General features: G+C 67.2%; 15 protein-coding genes. 4 read left to right on the forward strand and 11 right to left on the reverse strand.

The window, feature by feature from the left end:
* Positions 1–32: 32 nt before the first annotated feature.
* Positions 33–812 (forward strand): nucleoside triphosphate pyrophosphohydrolase, encoded by a 780-nt coding sequence (gene mazG / locus ABS88_RS09495; RefSeq protein WP_104959663.1) that lies wholly within the window; start codon positions 33–35, stop codon positions 810–812.
* Between the two features lie 155 nt (positions 813–967).
* Here mazG and hflX read toward each other — a convergent pair whose 3' ends face one another.
* The 7 genes from hflX to dusB all read right to left on the reverse strand — a co-directional run bounded on the left by hflX (position 968) and on the right by dusB (position 10627).
* Positions 968–2305, reverse strand: a complete 1338-nt coding sequence (gene hflX, locus ABS88_RS09500; protein ID WP_104959664.1) for a GTPase HflX — start codon at positions 2303–2305, stop codon at positions 968–970.
* A gap of 4 nt (positions 2306–2309) precedes the next feature.
* Entirely contained in the window at positions 2310–2804 is a 495-nt protein-coding gene (gene hfq, locus ABS88_RS09505; RefSeq protein ID WP_067106641.1) for an RNA chaperone Hfq, read from the reverse strand.
* A 532-nt stretch (positions 2805–3336) separates the two neighbouring features.
* Positions 3337–4716 (reverse strand): nitrogen assimilation response regulator NtrX, encoded by a 1380-nt coding sequence (ntrX, locus tag ABS88_RS09510; protein ID WP_067106596.1) that lies wholly within the window; start codon positions 4714–4716, stop codon positions 3337–3339.
* Entirely contained in the window at positions 4706–6997 is a 2292-nt protein-coding gene (locus ABS88_RS09515) for a sensor histidine kinase (RefSeq protein WP_076075345.1), read from the reverse strand. Before ABS88_RS09515 ends, ntrX begins: the two co-directional genes overlap by 11 nt.
* Before the next feature lie 116 nt (positions 6998–7113).
* Positions 7114–8544, reverse strand: a complete 1431-nt coding sequence (locus ABS88_RS09520; protein ID WP_067106600.1) for a sigma 54-interacting transcriptional regulator — start codon at positions 8542–8544, stop codon at positions 7114–7116.
* Positions 8541–9632, reverse strand: coding sequence for a two-component system sensor histidine kinase NtrB (locus ABS88_RS09525; protein WP_067106602.1), 1092 nt, complete (start codon positions 9630–9632; stop codon positions 8541–8543). Before ABS88_RS09525 ends, ABS88_RS09520 begins: the two co-directional genes overlap by 4 nt.
* On the reverse strand, positions 9629–10627 hold the full coding sequence (dusB, locus tag ABS88_RS09530) for a tRNA dihydrouridine synthase DusB (RefSeq protein WP_067106604.1): 999 nt from the start codon (positions 10625–10627) through the stop codon (positions 9629–9631). The genes ABS88_RS09525 and dusB overlap by 4 nt, the downstream gene beginning before the upstream one ends.
* A 97-nt stretch (positions 10628–10724) precedes the next feature.
* On the opposite strand from dusB, the gene ABS88_RS09535 reads away from it, so the two are divergent.
* Complete coding sequence (locus tag ABS88_RS09535) at positions 10725–11903, forward strand: bifunctional 2-C-methyl-D-erythritol 4-phosphate cytidylyltransferase/2-C-methyl-D-erythritol 2,4-cyclodiphosphate synthase (protein ID WP_067106606.1); 1179 nt, start codon at positions 10725–10727, stop codon at positions 11901–11903.
* 2 nt (positions 11904–11905) lie between these two features.
* Complete coding sequence (locus tag ABS88_RS09540) at positions 11906–12466, forward strand: CinA family protein (RefSeq protein ID WP_067106607.1); 561 nt, start codon at positions 11906–11908, stop codon at positions 12464–12466.
* Here ABS88_RS09540 and ABS88_RS09545 read toward each other — a convergent pair.
* Positions 12406–12888: a type II toxin-antitoxin system RatA family toxin gene (locus ABS88_RS09545; RefSeq protein ID WP_067106609.1), complete on the reverse strand. Its 483-nt coding sequence runs from the start codon at positions 12886–12888 to the stop codon at positions 12406–12408. The two genes, ABS88_RS09540 and ABS88_RS09545, sit on opposite strands and share 61 nt — an antisense overlap.
* A gap of 2 nt (positions 12889–12890) precedes the next feature.
* Entirely contained in the window at positions 12891–13826 is a 936-nt protein-coding gene (gene lipA / locus ABS88_RS09550; RefSeq protein WP_104960347.1) for a lipoyl synthase, read from the reverse strand.
* Between the two features lie 63 nt (positions 13827–13889).
* On the opposite strand from lipA, the gene ABS88_RS09555 reads away from it, so the two are divergent.
* Positions 13890–14546: a carbonic anhydrase gene (locus tag ABS88_RS09555; protein WP_104959665.1), complete on the forward strand. Its 657-nt coding sequence runs from the start codon at positions 13890–13892 to the stop codon at positions 14544–14546.
* A 205-nt stretch (positions 14547–14751) separates the two neighbouring features.
* On the opposite strand, the gene ABS88_RS09560 is transcribed toward ABS88_RS09555, so the two are convergent.
* Entirely contained in the window at positions 14752–15210 is a 459-nt protein-coding gene (locus ABS88_RS09560; protein WP_076075337.1) for a PaaI family thioesterase, read from the reverse strand.
* Positions 15211–15232: 22 nt separating this feature from the next.
* On the reverse strand, positions 15233–16912 hold the full coding sequence (gene ettA / locus ABS88_RS09565) for an energy-dependent translational throttle protein EttA (protein WP_076075335.1): 1680 nt from the start codon (positions 16910–16912) through the stop codon (positions 15233–15235).
* Positions 16913–17031: the final 119 nt, after the last annotated feature.

Raw genomic sequence — 17031 nt, forward strand, 5'->3', positions numbered from 1 at the left:
ATTTAACATAATATATATTATCGGATAAATATATGCCCCAGGATGCGACCGGCTCCCCTCCATCCCCCATCGGCCGGCTGCGCGCCGTCATGCGGCGGTTGCGCGATCCCGACGGCGGATGCGAATGGGATCTGGCGCAGGATTTCGCGACGATCGCGCCCTATACGATCGAGGAAGCCTATGAGGTCGCCGATGCGATCGCCGGCGGCGATCCTGCCGCGATATGCGACGAACTCGGCGACCTGCTGCTTCAGATCGTCTTTCAAAGCCAGATCGCGGCCGACAAGGGCCTGTTCGATTTCGACGACGTCGCCACCGCGATCGCCGACAAGATGGAACGGCGCCATCCGCATATCTTCGGCGATGCCCAGACCGGCGACGTCCGCCAGCAATGGGAGCAGATCAAGGCCGCCGAACGCGCCGCCGATGGGCCCAGGGGCGCGCTCGACGGCGTCGCGCTGTCGCTGCCCGCGCTGCTGCGTGCGCAGAAATTGCAGGCGCGCGCCGCGCGCGTCGGCTTCGACTGGCCCGACGCCGAAGGGCCACGCGCCAAGATCGCCGAGGAACTGGCCGAAGTCATGGCGGCCGACAGCGATGCCGCGCGCTTCGAGGAGGTCGGCGACCTGCTGTTCGCGGCGGTCAACTATGCCCGCCATCTGGGCATCGACGCCGAAGAGGCGCTGCGCGCCGCGAATGCTAAGTTCCAGCATCGCTTTCAGGGGGTTGAGGCGCGAGCCGCAGGTCGCATCGCGGACCTGCCGCTCGACGCGCTCGAAGCGCATTGGCAGGCAGTCAAGGCGTCGGAGCTATAGAGCGCGATGTTTTGCGAGCGTAACGAAGCAATCTCCAGCTATCGGTATTGCGCAGGACGATAGCTGGAGATTGCTTCGTCGCTACGCTCCTCGCAATGACAAAGTGGGTCAATCCAAAGTCATCACACTAACCCGCCGGCAGCATGCCGTTTCATTCAATGCCGGTCAGGCCACAGCCGTTCAAAGCGCGCGCGGTCGGCGGGGTCGAGCCGCACGGTCAGCAGATGGCCGTCGCCCTGCGGTTCATCGGCCAGCACTTCGCCGCGCGCGTGCAGCCATGCCATCGCCTCGCCCTGATCGAAGCGCAGGCGCACACGCAGCAGTTCGTGCCGCGCGGTCAGTTCGGCGGCCATCAGGACGCGCGCCGCCTCGACCCCCTCGCCCGTCGCCGCGGAGATCGGCGCGACGTCGGGGCGCCGCGCCGCCATCGCCTCGATCTCGGCGCGACGCTCGGGATCGGCGGTGTCGATCTTGTTCCATATCTCGATCTGCGCGATCGGGGGGGCGCGGTCTTCGCCATCCCCTTCGCCGCCGCCTGCTTCATTGACGCCCAGCGAATCGAGAATCGCGCGCACATCGGCATATTGCGCGTCGGTGTCGGGATGAACGATGTCGCGGACGTGGACGATCAGGTCGGCGGTCGTGACCTCCTCCAGCGTCGCGCGGAAGGCCGCGACGAGTTCGGTCGGCAGGTCGGAGACGAATCCCACCGTGTCGGACAGGATCGCCTTGTCGATTCCGGGCAGGCGGATTTCGCGCATCGTCGGGTCGAGCGTCGCGAAGAGCATGTCTTCCGCCATGACGTCACTGCCGGTCAGTCGGTTGAAAAAGGTCGACTTTCCGGCATTGGTATAGCCGACCAGCGCGATCACCGGCCACGGCGCGCGCTGCCGCTTGGCGCGCTGGAGCTGGCGCGTGCGGCGCGCATCGTCGAGCTGGCGGCGGATGCGCGCCATGCGGTTGCGGATCATCCGGCGGTCGGCCTCGATCTGCGTTTCGCCGGGACCGCCGAGGAAGCCGAAACCGCCGCGCTGGCGTTCGAGGTGGGTCCAGCTGCGTACCAGCCGCCCGGCCTGATAGTCGAGGTGGGCGAGTTCAACCTGAAGCCGCCCCTCCGCCGTCGCGGCGCGTTCGCCGAAGATTTCGAGGATCAGCCCGGTACGATCGATCACCTTGGCGCCGAACTCGGTTTCGAGATTGCGTTGCTGGATCGCGGTCAGGGCCGCGTCGACGATGACGAGCTGCGCCGCGTTTTCGGCGATGCCGGGCTTGATCGCCTCGATCTGGCCGGCGCCGATCAGGGTCGCGGCGCGCGTCTGGCGCAAGCGTAGCGGATGCACGGCCACCACATCGAGACCGATGGCCAGCGCGAGCCCTTTCGCTTCGGCAACGCGCGCGTCGAGGTCGCGCGAAAGCCCCTGCCCGTGCCACTCGGGCACGACCAGCACCGCCGCGGCACCGCGCGTCACCTCGCCCTGTGCGGCGTCGTCCATCGGATCAGTCGCCGGAGTCGCCTTCCCCGCTGTCGGCCAGATTGATCGGACCGTTCGGCTGCACCGTCGAAATCGCATGCTTGTAGACGAGCTGAACCTGCCGTTCGCGCTCGAGCAGCATGCAGAACAGGTCGAAAGCGACGATGTCGCCCTGCAGCATCACGCCGTTGACGAGGAACATCGTCACCGATTCCTCGGACCGGCGCACCGCGTTCAGGAACACGTCCTGCAACGCCTTCCCCTTGCTGGGCGGCGCGTCGCGGACATTGTCGCCGAGCAGCGCCAGGTCGAAATCGTGCGACGGCATGATCGTCGAGATCGCATGCTTGTAGACAAGCTGCGACTGCCCGTCGCGGCGGAGCAGCAGCGAGAAATTGTCGAACCAGGTGATGATCCCCTGAAGCTTGACGCCCTTGACGAGGAACATCGTCACCGGGGTCTTGCTGCGGCGCAGGGCGTTTAGGAAAAGATCTTGAAGATTCTGGGTTTTATCGGACACATTGGCCTCCTGTTCTTGGCGGCAAAAGCCGCAGCGCGACACCGGCGGCGCCGGCAGCCTGCATCTTCGCAGGCGCAATATGGGGCAAAGCGCGGCACAGGTCCAGTGGTCTCTATACTATGGAAAAAGCGGGATGTTCCCGCGAAGCGGGTCCGAAGCACGCGCCTGTCGCCAGAGCCCGCCCCGACCGGTGTCGTTTCGAACCGGTCGGCGACGGTTCCCGGCGCGCGTTCGCCCACCCAGAGCGGTGTGCCATAAACCTGCACCGCCCCTTATCCGTTCGTGTCTCGACAAAGCCGTGTTCCCCCGCCCTTCGACTGCCCGCAGGGCGGGCGCTCAGGATAAACTTCCGCCATAGGCGGAAGGCGGAGGTCCATCTTCAGCCGGTTCCATCTCGAAACCACCGCAGATGGGTCCCCGCCTTCGCGGGGACACACGATAAAGGACCGTTGCAAGATGAATCCCCACACGCCTTAGAAGGACTCGGCATTGCGAGCGGCGAAGCCGCGCGGCAATCCAAAGTCATCAGGGTCTAGCCGTCGCCGTCGGGATGCTCGGTGAGGCCCAGCAGCTTGAGCTTGCGGTGCAGCGCGGAGCGTTCCATGCCGATGAAGGTCGCGGTGCGCGAGATATTGCCCGAGAACCGGTTGATCTGGATGCGCAGATATTCGCGCTCGAAATTCTCGCGCGCTTCCTTGAGCGGGATCGCGGTGATCGATTCGGCGTGCGGCAGGATATCGGTGCCGCCCCGCATCAGCTCGGCCGGCAGCATGTCGGCGTCGATCCGCGCCAGCCGGTCGCTGGGCGCGAGGATCATCACGCGTTCGATCACATTGCGCAGCTCACGCACATTGCCCGGCCAGTCGTGCGCCTGGAGCGCCGCCATCGCCTCTGCGCTGATCTCCGGCGGGGGGACGCGGCGGTCGGCGGCATAACGCCGCACGAAATGATCGGACAGGCTGGCGATGTCGTCGCGCCGCTCGCGCAGCGGCGGGATATGCACCGGCACGACGTTGAGCCGGTAATAGAGATCCTCGCGAAACCGTCCCTCGGCGATCTCGATCTTCAGGTCGCGCGCCGACCCCGAAATGATGCGGACATCGACGCGGATCATCGTGCGTCCGCCGACGCGGTTGAAGCTCTGGTCGGTCAGCACGCGCAGGATCTTGCCCTGCGTGGTCAGCGGCATGTCGGCGACCTCGTCGAGGAACAGAGTGCCGCCGTGCGCCTGTTCGAGCAGGCCGACACGGATCGAGCCATCGTCCGATTCGGTCCCGAAAAGCTCTGCCTCCACCGTCTCGGGGTCCATGCGTGCCGACGAGATTACGCGGAAGGGCGCGGTCTGCCGCCCGCTCCAGCCGTGCAGGACGCGCGCGGCAACCTCCTTCCCCACTCCCGGCGCGCCGGTGATGAGGACGCGGCTGCCGGTCCCCGCCACGCGCTTCAGCGTCGCACGGACATTGTTGATCGCGGCGCTGGTGCCGGTCAGTTCGTCGGCCGGGCCAGCCTTTTCGCGAAGCTGCTCATATTCGAACTTCAGCCGCTCGCTTTCGGTGGCGCGCGCGACAAGATGCAGCAGGCGCTCGGCCTCGAACGGCTTTTCGATGAAATCGAAGGCACCGCGGCGGATCGCCGCCACCGCGGTATCGAGCCCGCCATGGCCCGAAATCACGATGATCGGCAGCGTCGGGTCGAACGCCTTGATCGCCTCGACCAGCCCGAGCCCGTCGAGCCGTGATCCCTGGAGCCAGACGTCGATCAGCGCGAGCGACGGGCGGCGCTGGCGGACGGCTTCGAGCGCGGCGTCGCTGTCCGACGCGGTGCGCGCCTCATAGCCCTCGTCCTCCATGACCCCGGCCACTAGCTCGCAGATGTCGCGTTCGTCGTCGACGATCAAAATATCAAGCGCCATGATCTTCTCTATCCTGTCGGGTGCGGATGCGGCCCGGAACCGATTCCGCCTGTCCTGTCGATCCCCCTCCCCCTTTTCCGGCCAGCGGGCGCAGCCGGTCGGGATGCAGCGTCAGCGTGACGCAAGTCCCCTGCCCCGCCGGATTGTCGGTGAATTCCAGCTCGCCATAATGTTGTTCGACGATCTTCTTGACGATCGCGAGCCCCAGCCCGGTGCCGCCCCGCCGCGTCGTCATATAGGGTTCGGCGATGGCGTCGCGCGCCTCCGGCAGGCCGATGCCGTCATCGGCGACGGTAATGCGCACCGCTCCGTCGTCGGTCGTCTCGAGGCTCGCCTCGACCCGGCCCACCGCCGGTTCGGTCGAATCCTTGTATTTCTCTTCAATAGCTTCGACCGCGTTCTTGACGATATTCGTCAAGGCTTGCGACAGCAGGCGCCGGTCGCACACCAGCGGGTCTATCTCGCCCGGCGTACGGATGCGAAAGGCGATGTCGGGCTTGGCGACCTCGAACAGGAAGACGGCCTGGCGCAGGATGTCGCGGGGGTCCTCGACCCCAAATGTCGGCTTGGGCATGCGCGCGAAGCTGGAGAATTCGTCGACCATCCGGCGCATGTCGTGCACCTGCCGGATCACCGTGTCGGTCAGCTTGCGGAAGGTCGCGGTGTCGCCCTCGACCTTGTCGCCGAAACGGCGCTGGAGGCGTTCGGCGGCGAGCTGGATCGGAGTCAGCGGATTCTTGATTTCATGCGCGATGCGGCGCGCGACGTCGGACCAGGCGGCGCGGCGCTGGTCGAGAAGCTGCTGGGTGATGTCCTCGAAGCTGAGGACGAAGCCATCGCCCTGCGCGACCGCCTTGGCGGCGAGCGTCGCGGGCTCGGCATCCTTGCGGGCGAGCTGGACGATCGCCTCATGCTCCTCGCTGTCGAGCAGGCGCGCGAGTTCCGGCGCCACCTCGGCGAGCGGGCGGCCGGTCAGCCCCTCGCCATCGGGTTCGATCAGCCGCTCCGCGGCCGCGTTGGCGAGCAGGATGCGGTGATCGGCATCGACCGAAATCACCGCCGACGACACGCCGCTCAGCACCGCCTCGATGAAGCTGCGTCGTGCCTCGAGCTGCTCGTTGACGTTGACGAGGGCGCTCGTCTGCCCTTCGAGCTGTTCGGTCATGCGGTTGAAGGCGCGGGTCAGCACCGCGATTTCGTCGTCGCGGCGCGGCGGCGAGACGCGGACCGACAGGTCGCCGCCTGCCGCGGTGCGGGTGGCGCCGATCAGCGTGCCGAGCGGCCGGACGATGCGGTCGGCGACGACGATCGCCGCGATCACCGCCAACGCGAGCAGCAGCAGCGATCCGAGGTAGAGCGCGCCGTTGAACTGCAACTGCAACTGCTGCGATCGTTCGAACAGGTCGTTATAGTCGGCGAGGACGTTGCTGGCGCGGAGCGATTGCTGGAACCCGGGCACGTTGAAGTCGCGCGATGCGTAGAGATAGGCGCGCCGCGTCCCCGGCAATCGCGTCGCCGCCTCGATCCGGTCGGGCTGGCGGACGACGACGACGTCCTCGCCGGCATCGAGCCGGGCGAGGATCGCGGGTGAAAGCCGGTTCTCCGCCTCGCGGTCGTCGGGATTGATCGCCGCCGCGGTGCGCGCGACATTGTCGACCCCGATCTCGATGATCGCCGATTCATTCAGGTTTCGGACGACGACCTGCTGGAAATAATAGTTGGAGAAACCGGGATCGTCGGTCGAAGCGCGCTGGAGAAAGGCGCCGAGGTCCTTCGCCATCGCGCCGGTGTTCGCCGCGACTTCGCGCTGGTTCTCCTGATAATAGCCTTCGGCAAGGCTGGCGGCATTTTCGAACATGCCGCGCGAGCGGTCGGAGAACCAGAAATCGACGCCATATTGGAACAGCAAAGAGGCGAAGATCACGACAAGCAGCGTCGGGACCGCCGCGATCAGGGAGAACAGCGCGACGAGGCGGACGTGGAGGCGACCGTTGCCGCCACCCATCGACCGCGTCGCGCGCGCCCGGGCGATGCGGCTGCCGACCAGCACGATCAGCGCCATCGCCGGCACAAGGTTGGCGACCATGATCGCCGCGACCAGCGCCGGGGTCAGCAGCCGCTCGCTCTGCGCGTCGCCGGTGACGAAGATATAGGTCGCGATCGCAACGCTGGCGATCACCGCCAGCGTGTAATATTCGGGCGCGGCAAAGCGCCAGATCCCCGAGCGAGCGGCCGCATCGTCCGAATCGATATCGAGGGCGAGGCGGGCCGGCTGCACCATATGTTGCGTCGATACGACAAAGCTGTTGCATAGAGAACACACAAACTGCGTTATTTTTGCCGACCGGCGCGCCCGCCGCCCGGTCCGGCGCGGGATTTTGTGGCTGCGGCGCCCGCTCAGGGATGCGTGGGGTCGATCGCGAGCTGGCCGAGCCGCTTGCGCAGCGTGTTGCGGTTGATGCCGAGGCGGCGCGCCGCCTCGAGCTGGTTGCCGCGTGCCGCGCGCAGCGTGCGGCGGAGCAGCGCGGCCTCGACGATCGCCAGCAGCCGCGCGTGCAGATCGCCCTCCGCGCCCGCATCGGCGAGCTGTTCGCGCGCCCAGTCGTCGACCGCGCGTGCGATCGATTCCGCCGTGCCCGCGTCCGCTTCCTCCCCGTCGTCGCGGAGCACCGACGTGACGTCGTGCGCGGTGACGACCGTGTCGCGCGACAGCACCGCGAGGCGCTGCACGACATTGCCGAGCTCGCGGACATTGCCCGGCCAGTCGTGGCGTTCGAGCAACTGCATCGCGGCGGGCGCGAACTGGCGGTCGGGCAGTCCGGCATGACGCCCCGCCTCGACGAAATGGCGGACGAGCGCGGCGATGTCGCTGCGCCGTTCGCGCAGCGGCGGCAGGGTCACCGGGATGACATTGAGCCGGTAGAACAAATCCTCGCGGAACCGTCCGTCGGCGACGAGCGCGCGCATGTCGCGGTGGGTCGCGGCGACGACGCGCACATCGGCCCGAAGCGCCTGGCTGCCGCCGACAGTTGAATATTCGCTCGTCTGGAGGACGCGCAACAGCCGCGTCTGCGCCTCGATCGGCATGTCGCCGATCTCGTCGAGGAACAACGTGCCGCCCGCCGCTTGCTCGAACCGCCCGGCGCTGCGGCTGGTCGCGCCGGTGAAGGCGCCCTTTTCGTGGCCGAACAGATCGGCCTCGATCAGCTCGCGCGGGATCGCCGCCATGTTGATCGCGACGAACGGGCCCTTGCGCCGCAGCCCGGTGGCATGGATCGCGCGCGCGACGACCTCCTTGCCGGTCCCGGATTCGCCGAGGATCAGCACGGCGAGGTCGTTGGTCGCGAGCCGCGCGATGGTGCGATAGACCGCCTGCATCGCCGGGGCGCGGCCGACGAGGCCGTGGCTGTCGTCGGTCGCCGGCTCGACGCGCTCGCTGGGCAGCACGCGCCGCTGGAGCGCGGCGCGCACGCTGGCGGTCAGTTCGTCGAGATCGAAAGGCTTGGGCAGATAGTCGTAGCTGCCGATCCCCGTCGCGCGCACCGCAGTGTCGAGCGTGTTGCGCGCCGACAGCACGATCACCGGCGTCAGCGGGTCGACCCCGGCGCCGGGCAGCGAATCGATGCCGTCGCCATCGGGCAGCACCACGTCGGTGATGATGAGGTCGGGGCGGTTCTCGGCCAGCCATGCGTTGCGCTCGGCGATGCCGGTCACCGATGCGAAATGGGCGCACTCCCCGGCCAGCGTCTCGCGCACGATCAACGCGATCGCCGGATCGTCCTCGACCAGCAGGATCGTCTTGCCGCCCGCCGTGCGTGCCTGCGTCATGGCGTCCCTTTCCGCCCGGCCGCCGGCAGATGGACGCGGAAGCGCGTCCAGTCGCCGTCGCGGACATGCTGCACCGTCCCGCCCATGTCGCGCGCCAGCTTGGCAACAAGCGCGAGGCCGAGGCCGCGCCCATCGCGCTTGGTGGTCACGAAGGGCGCGAACAGGTCGCCGCGCATGTCCATCGGCACGCCGGGGCCATTGTCGCTGACGCTGAGTTCGATCGGCAGCGCGATGCGCCCGCGCCCGTCGCCATTGTCGATCGACAGGCCGTGGCGATAGGCGGTGGCGATGCGCACCACCCCGTCGTCGCGCCCCGCCAGCGCCTCGCACGCGTTGGTGACGAGGTTGAGCAATATCTGAACCATGGCGTCATGATTACCGAGCACCAGCGGCAGCGACGGGTCGAAATCCTCGGTGAAGCGAACGCCGGGGAATTGCCGGGCGCGCGCGGTTTCCATCGCCTGATGGATCGGCGGATAGAGGTTGATCGCCGAACAGGCGAGCGGTCCGCCGCGCGAGATATGTTCCATCTGGTCGATCAATGTCGCGATCCGGTCGACCTCGGCGCAGATCAGCGTCGTGAAACGTTCGCCGCCCGCATCGACCTGCCGCGCGAGAAGCTGCGCCGCGCCCTTGATGCCGGCGAGCGGGTTCTTGACCTCGTGCGCGAGCATCGCGGCAGCGGCGCCCGCGGCGCGGCCCGAACGGCCGATCGCGCCGCCCATCAGTTCGGCCTCGCTGTCCGAAGGAATGAGCGCCAGGATGCGGTGCCCCGCTGTGCCATAGGGCACCATCTGCATGTCGACGACGATCGTCCGGCGCCCACCGACCGCGATCTCGGCCCGGTGCGCGAACAGCGCCGCGGTCGCGGGGTCGTTCATCCGCTGCCGATAGCCGCGGTCGAGGGCGATGACGTCATGGATGCGGCGCCCGACCATCGCCGACCGCCCAGTATTGCAAAGCTGTTCGGCGGCGGCGTTGACGAACAGCACCACACCGCCGCGGTCGATCAGCAGGGTCGCGACCGGGTGCGACTGGATGAATTCGTCATGATCGAAGCTGGGGATGCTCGACGTGAGCGCGGTCACGCCGCCGCCTTGCTGAGGAAGGGGCCATAGAAGGCGGCGAGCGCGTCGAGGACGCCGCGGCTGTCGGGAATCTGATTGACCTTGTTGCGGAACTCGGCCGAACCGGGCAGCCCCTTGACATACCAGCCGAGGTGCTTGCGCGCGATATTGACACCCGTCGTCTCGCCATAATGGTCGAGCATCGCGCGATAGTGCGATGTAATGACGGCATATTGTTCGTCGATGCCGGGATCAGAGCGCTCGCCCTCGCCGCGCAGCGCCGTCATCACCTGGCCGAGCAGCCACGGGCGGCCATAGGCGCCGCGGCCGATCATCACCCCGTCGGCGCCGCTCTGCGCTAGCGCCGCGCGCGCGTCGGCGACCGAACAGATGTCGCCGTTGACGATAACGGGGACCGACACCGCATCCTTGACCTTGCGGACGAAGCTCCAGTCGGCGGTGCCCTTGTACATCTGGTTGCGCGTGCGGCCGTGGACGGTGATCATCTGCGCGCCAATATCCTCCGCGATATGCGCAAGTTCGGGCGCGTTCAGGCTGTCATGGCACCAGCCCATGCGCATCTTGACGGTAACCGGAACCTTCACCGCCCGCACGCAGGATTCGATCAGCGCGGCGGCGAGTTTCGGTTCGCGCATCAGCGCCGATCCTGCGTCGCCGTTGGTGACTTTGCGCACCGGGCAGCCCATATTGATGTCGATGATCGCCGCGCCGCGATCCTCGGCCAGCTTTGCCGCCTCGCCCATCTCATAAGGCGTGCAGCCGACGAGTTGCATCGACACCGGCTCTTCGACCGGGTCCCAAGCGGCTTTCTGGATCGACTGGCGCGTCTCGCGGATCGCCGCCTGGCTCGCGATCATCTCGGTGACGTTGAGCCCCGAGCCGTAACGGCGCACCAGCGTGCGGAACGGCCGGTCGGTGACGCCGGTCATCGGCGCGAGGATCACGGGGTCCTCGATGCGGATCGGGCCGATCTGGATGGGCCGCAACGGCGCCATGGCGGATGCTTTCGTCGAATTGCCTAAAAAATGAGCACGCCACCTACACGCTTAGCGGCTTTCCCGCAAGCGGCGGCTGCGCTAACCGGCGCGCGTCATGACCGAGTCGGCTCCCCTTCCCGCGCCGCGCGCCGTCGCGATCCTGCTGGCCGGCGGCCAGGGCGCCCGCGCCGGATTCGACCAGCCGAAGCAGATGCAGACGCTGGGCGGCAAGCCGGTGCTACGCTGGAGCCTCGACGCCTTCGCCGCACATCCGGCCATAGCGGAGGGCGTGCTGGTGGCGAGCGGTGCCGTCGCCGCAGCGGCGGGCGACCTGCCCCGCGGCTGGACGATCGCCGCGCCGGGCGCCGAACGGCAGGATTCGGTCGCGAACGCGCTGGCGGCGCTGGCGGACGAGCCCGACGAGACGCCGCTGCTGGTCCATGACGCGGCGCGGCCGGGGGTCGAGGCCGGCGTGATCGACCGGCTGCTGACCGCGCTCGATACGGCCGAAGCCGCGATCCCGACGCTGCCGGTCCCCGACACGCTGGTCGAACATGGCGGGAGCGAAGCGGGCGCGACCGTCGACCGCAGCGCGCTCGCCCGGGTCCAGACACCGCAGGCCTTTCGGCTCGGCACCCTGCGCCGCGCGCATGTCGCCGCGGCGGCGAACGACGCGACCGACGATGCGCAACTCGTACGGCGGCTCGGGCTCCGCGTTGCAACGGTCGAGGGCGATGCGCGGCTGCACAAGCTGACCTATGCCGCCGATCTGACGATCCTGTCGGGGCTGCTGGAAACGGAGGGGCGTATGCGGACCGCGGTCGGAATGGGGTATGACGTGCACCGGCTGACGGCGGGCAAGCCACTGTGGATCGGCGGCATCGAAATCGCGCACAGCCACGGGCTCGAAGGGCACAGCGATGCCGACGTCGCGCTCCACGCGCTCACCGATGCCATCTTCGGCGCGCTGGGCGAAGGCGACATCGGCGATCATTTCCCGCCGAGCGACCCGCAATGGCGCGGAGCCGCCTCGTCGCGCTTCCTGGCCTTTGCCGCCGAGCGCGTCGCGGCGCGCGGCGGCCGGGTGTCGCACGCCGACCTGACGATCATCGCCGAGGCGCCGCGGATCGGCCCGCACCGCGCCGCGATGCGCGAACGGATCGCGGAAATCCTTGCGGTTTCGCCCGATCGCGTTAGTGTGAAGGCGACAACGACCGAGCGGCTGGGTTTTGCGGGCCGCCGAGAGGGGATCGCCGCGCAGGCCGTCGCTACGTTACAACTTCCGGAGAATTGATCTTGCAGCCTGTCGATGAAACTCGCCGAGTCGCGCGTGAAGAGGTCGCCGCGTCGGTTCTGGCCGCCAATCGCGCGGCGGAGCGCCGGGTCGCGGTCGCCGAAAGCTGCACCGGCGGCATGGTGTGCGCGGCGCTGACCGATATCGCGGGGAGCAGCGACGTGTTCTCCGCGGGCTTCATCACCTATTCGGGCGATGCCAAGCAGCGCCAGCTCGACGTCAGCAGCGAAATCCTCGAAACCTTCGGCGAGGTGTCGCTCGCGACCGCGTGGGCGATGGCGGCGGGCGCGCTCGCCAATAGCGACGCTGACGTCGCGGTGGCAATCACCGGCATCGCGGGCCCCGGCGGCGGGTCGGAGAAGAAGCCGGTCGGACAGGTCGTGTTCGCGCGCGCGCTGCGCGGGCAGGACCCCGACGACTATTTCTCGCAGGTCGTGCGTTTCCAGTCGACCGAACGCGCCGCGATCCGCCACGCGGCGACGCTGTTCGCGCTCGACCTGCTTCAGCCCGAGAAGGACTCGCTGCGACCGTCGTCCGACGACATCGAGCTTCCCGCGCCGTAAAGGACCGCCGCGCGGTCCTCGAACGCCGCGATCATGCGGCGCAGCGCCTTGTCGAACATCTGTCCCGCCAGCGTTTCGAAGACGCGGTTGCGGAACGAGAAATCGACGAGGAAATCGACGCGACAGCCGCCGCCGTCGAGCGGCGCGAAATGCCATTCATTGTCGAGATGGCGCATCGGTCCGTCGATATAATGGACCGCGACATGGGTCGGCCGATGCTTTTCGACCCGGCACGAAAAACTCTCGCGCAGCCCCTTGAAGCCGACGATCATGTCGGCGAGCGCCGCGTGCTCGTCCTGACTGCGTACGCGCAGGGCGACGACCCATGGCAGAAATTCGGGGTAACGCGCGATATCGGTGACGAGCGCGAACATCTGTTCGGCGCTGTAGGGCAGTTCGCGGGTTTCGTGGTGCCGGGGCAAGGTCAGTCGGCGGCCGCACGCGCCAGCTGCGCCTCGCGCGCCGCACGCATGCGCTCGAAATCGTCGCCGGCGTGATAGCTCGACCTGGTGAGCGGCGACGAGGCGACCTGGAGGAACCCCTTGGCGCGGGCGATCTGGGCATAGGCGTCGAACGCCTGCGGCGTCACGAAGTCGATCACCTTCGTATGGCGCGGGGTCGGCTGAAGATACTGGCCCATCGTCATGAAGTCGATATCGGCGCTGCGCATGTCGTCCATCACCTGATGAACCTCCATCCTTTCCTCGCCGAGGCCGAGCATGACGCCCGACTTGGTGAAGATCGACGGGTCGCGGCGCTTGACGCTTTCGAGCAGGCGCAGCGAGGCGTAATAGCGCGCGCCGGGGCGGATCGTCGGGTAAAGCCGCGGGACGGTTTCGAGATTGTGGTTGTAGACGTCAGGACGCGCGTCGACGATCGCCGCGACCGCGCTGTCGGGCTTGTTGCGGAAATCGGGGGTGAGAATCTCGATCGTCGTCGTCGGCGTTTCGCGGCGCAGCGCCTCGATCACCTTGACGAACTGGCTCGCGCCGCCATCGGGCAGGTCGTCGCGGTCGACCGAGGTGATGACGATGTGCGTCAGCCCCATCTTCGCCGCGGCGATCGCGACATGTTCGGGCTCGAACGGATCGACCGCGCGCGGCATGCCGGTCTTGACGTTGCAGAAGGCGCAGGCGCGCGTGCAGGTGTCGCCGAGGATCATCACCGTCGCGTGCTTTTTCGTCCAGCATTCGCCGATGTTCGGACAGGCCGCTTCCTCGCACACCGTATTGAGGTTGAGGTCGCGCATCAGGCGCCGCGTCTCGGCATAGCCGGGGCTGGTCGGCGCCTTGACGCGAATCCAGTCGGGCTTGCGCGGGCGCAGGGTCGAAGGGCGGGCGGGCTGTGCGGGTGCGGTCATCGCGCTCACATAATCGCGTGGCCCGCTCTTCTCAACTCCGCATCTTCGGTTTAAGGCGCGCCCATGACTCACTTTGCCGATTTGCTCGATGGCTATGCCCGGTTCCGCGCTACAGGGTGGAAAGAGCAACGAGAGCGATGGGAGCAGCTGGCCGAGGGGCAATCGCCCAAGGTGATGGTGATCGCCTGTTCGGACAGCCGGGTCGAACCCGCGCAGATCTTCGACACCCACCCTGGCGAGATTTTCGTCGTCCGCAACGTCGGCGCGCTCGTGCCGCCCTTCGAAACCACGCCGGGCCGCCACGGCGTGTCCTCCGCGCTCGAATTCGCCGTCCAGATATTGCATGTCGAGGAGATCGTCGTTCTCGGCCACGGGCTTTGCGGCGGCTGCCATGCCGCGCTGCACCGGACGATGGAAGGCACCGAGCCCGGGCATGGCGGCTTCATCGCCGACTGGATCTCGATGCTCGACGAGGCGAGCGCGGCGGTGCGCGCGCGCCACGACGATCTGCACAGCAACGGCGCGCGGCGCGACATGGAATTTTCGGCGGTGAAGGTCAGTCTCGACAATCTGCGCACCTTCCCCTGCATCAGCCAGAAGGAGGAGCGCGGCACGCTGAAGCTGCGCGGCGCGCTGTTCGCGGTCAGCGACGGCATCCTCCACCTGCTCGACGAAGCGACCGGGGAGTTCAGCCCGGTGCCGGTTGCGGCGGTGGATTAGAGATCTTGAGGATATCGGATCGATCCGCCCCGTCATTGCGAGGAGCGTAGCGACGAAGCAATCTCCGGCTATCGGGATCGCAGGACGATAGCTGGAGATTGCTTCGCTTCGCTCGCAATGACGCAAGGGGGTCGATGTAAAGTCATCATCATGCTGGCATGGCGGAGCAATGTAGGAAAGCCGTTTGTCGCGGCGTTCCCGCTGCTCACGGAATCGCGTAGGTCACGTTCGCCTGCCCGATCGGCCGTTCGGGATCGTCGGTCCACAATCGCACGTCCATGACCGCCAGCCGCTTGCCGAGCCGCAGCATGTGCGCGTCGGCCATCACCGGGCCGGGGCGGCACGGGCGCAGGAACTGATAGTTGAGCGCGCTCGTCACCGCCATCGCGACGGGGCCGATATGCGCGAGGACGAGCGCATAGGCGGCCATGTCGGCGAGCCCCATCTGGGTCGGGCCGGACACCAGCCCGCCCGGACGCAACGCCTGTTCATTGGGATCGAGCCGCGCCTGCACATGCCCCGGCGCGACGGACACGACATGTCCGCGCGAACCGGGGCGCGAATGCGGGAAAGCCTCCGCCATGAAGGCGTTGAGCGCCGCCGCGTCCATGCGGATCGCGTGCGACGAAATCGGCTCTGCGGCGGACGCCGCTTCCCCTTTCATGCCGGTTCCCCCATCATGCCGGTCAGCGCGTCAGCTTCTTGTAGGCGACGCGCGTCGGCCGCGTCGCCTCGTCGCCGAGGCGGCGGATCTTGTCCTCCTCATAGGCCTCGAAATTGCCTTCGAACCATTCGACGTGGCTGTCGCCCTCAAAGGCCAGGATATGCGTCGCGAGACGGTCGAGGAAGAAGCGGTCGTGGCTGATGACCACTGCGCAGCCGGCGAAATTCTCCAGCGCCTCTTCGAGCGCCGCGAGCGTTTCGGTGTCGAGGTCGTTGGTCGGTTCGTCGAGCAGCAGGACGTTGCCGCCCTCCTTCAGCATCTTGGCCAGGTGGACGCGGTTGCGCTCACCGCCCGACAGCATGCCGACCTTCTTCTGCTGGTCGGTGCCCTTGAAGTTGAAGGCGCCGACATAGGCGCGCGTCTGCATCTGGTGCTTGCCGATCGTCATCAACTCGTGCCCGCCCGAGATTTCCTCCCAGACATTCTTGTTCGGGTCGAGCGCGTCGCGGCTCTGGTCGACATAGCCGAGGCGCACGGTATCGCCGATCGTGATGCGGCCGCTGTCGGGCGTTTCCTGCCCGGTGATCAGCTTGAACAGCGTCGACTTGCCGGCGCCGTTCGGACCGATGACGCCGACGATGCCGCCGGGCGGCAGCGTGAAGGACAGGTCCTCGAACAGCAGCTTGTCGCCGAAGGCCTTCGAGATGCCTTCGACCTCGATCACCTTGCCGCCGAGGCGCTCGGGCACCTGGATGACGATCTGCGCCTTGCCGGGGGCGCGATTTTCCTGCGCCTCGACGAGCTGGTCGAAGCTTTTGATACGCGCCTTCGACTTGGCCTGGCGCGCCTTCGGCGACTGCCGGATCCATTCGAGTTCGTCGCGGATCGCCTTCTGGCGGCCGGCTTCCTCGCGCGATTCCTGTTCGAGGCGCTTCGCCTTCTTCTCGAGATAGGTCGAATAATTGCCCTCGTAGGGGAAATAGCGGCCGCGATCGAGTTCGAGAATCCAGTTCACGACATTGTCGAGGAAATAGCGGTCGTGGGTGACGAGGATGACGTTGCCCGGATAGTCGACGAGATGCTTTTCGAGCCAGGCGACGCTTTCGGCGTCGAGGTGGTTGGTCGGCTCGTCGAGCAGCAGGATCGATGGCTTTTCGAGCAGCAGGCGGGTCAGCGCGATCCGGCGCTTTTCACCGCCCGACAGATTTGCGACGCTCGAATCGCCCGGCGGGCAGCGCAGGGCCTCCATCGCGATTTCGAGCTGGTTGTCGAGCGTCCAGCCGTCGACCGCGTCGATCTTTTCCTGAAGCTCGCCCATCTCGGTCATCAGCGCGTCGAAATCGGCATCCTCGGGCGGGTCGGCCATCAGCGTGCTGATCTCGTTGAAGCGGTCCATCATGTCGGCGACCGGGCGGACGCCGTCCATGACGTTTTCCTTCACCGTCTTCGCCGGATCGAGCTCGGGCTCCTGCGCCAGATAGCCGAGGGTGATCCCCTCGCCCGGCCACGCCTCGCCGGTGAAATCGGTGTCGATGCCCGCCATGATCTTCATCAGCGTCGACTTGCCGGTGCCGTTGGGGCCGACGATGCCGATCTTCGCATCCGAATAGAATTGCAAGTGGATGCCGTTGAGCACCGGCTTCTGCGCACCGGGATAGGTCTTGGTCAGACCCTTCATCACGAAACTATATTGGGCGGCCATCGAAACGCTCCGAAACTGGCTGGGCCGCTGGTTGCGGCCGGGAGGGGAAAGGAAGTCGGGGGCCGGTTAGCGAATGGGCGGCGGATTGGCAATCGGCGCTTGCTCCCGCCCCGAGGCGG

Source organism: Sphingopyxis sp. SCN 67-31 (assembly GCF_001725095.1).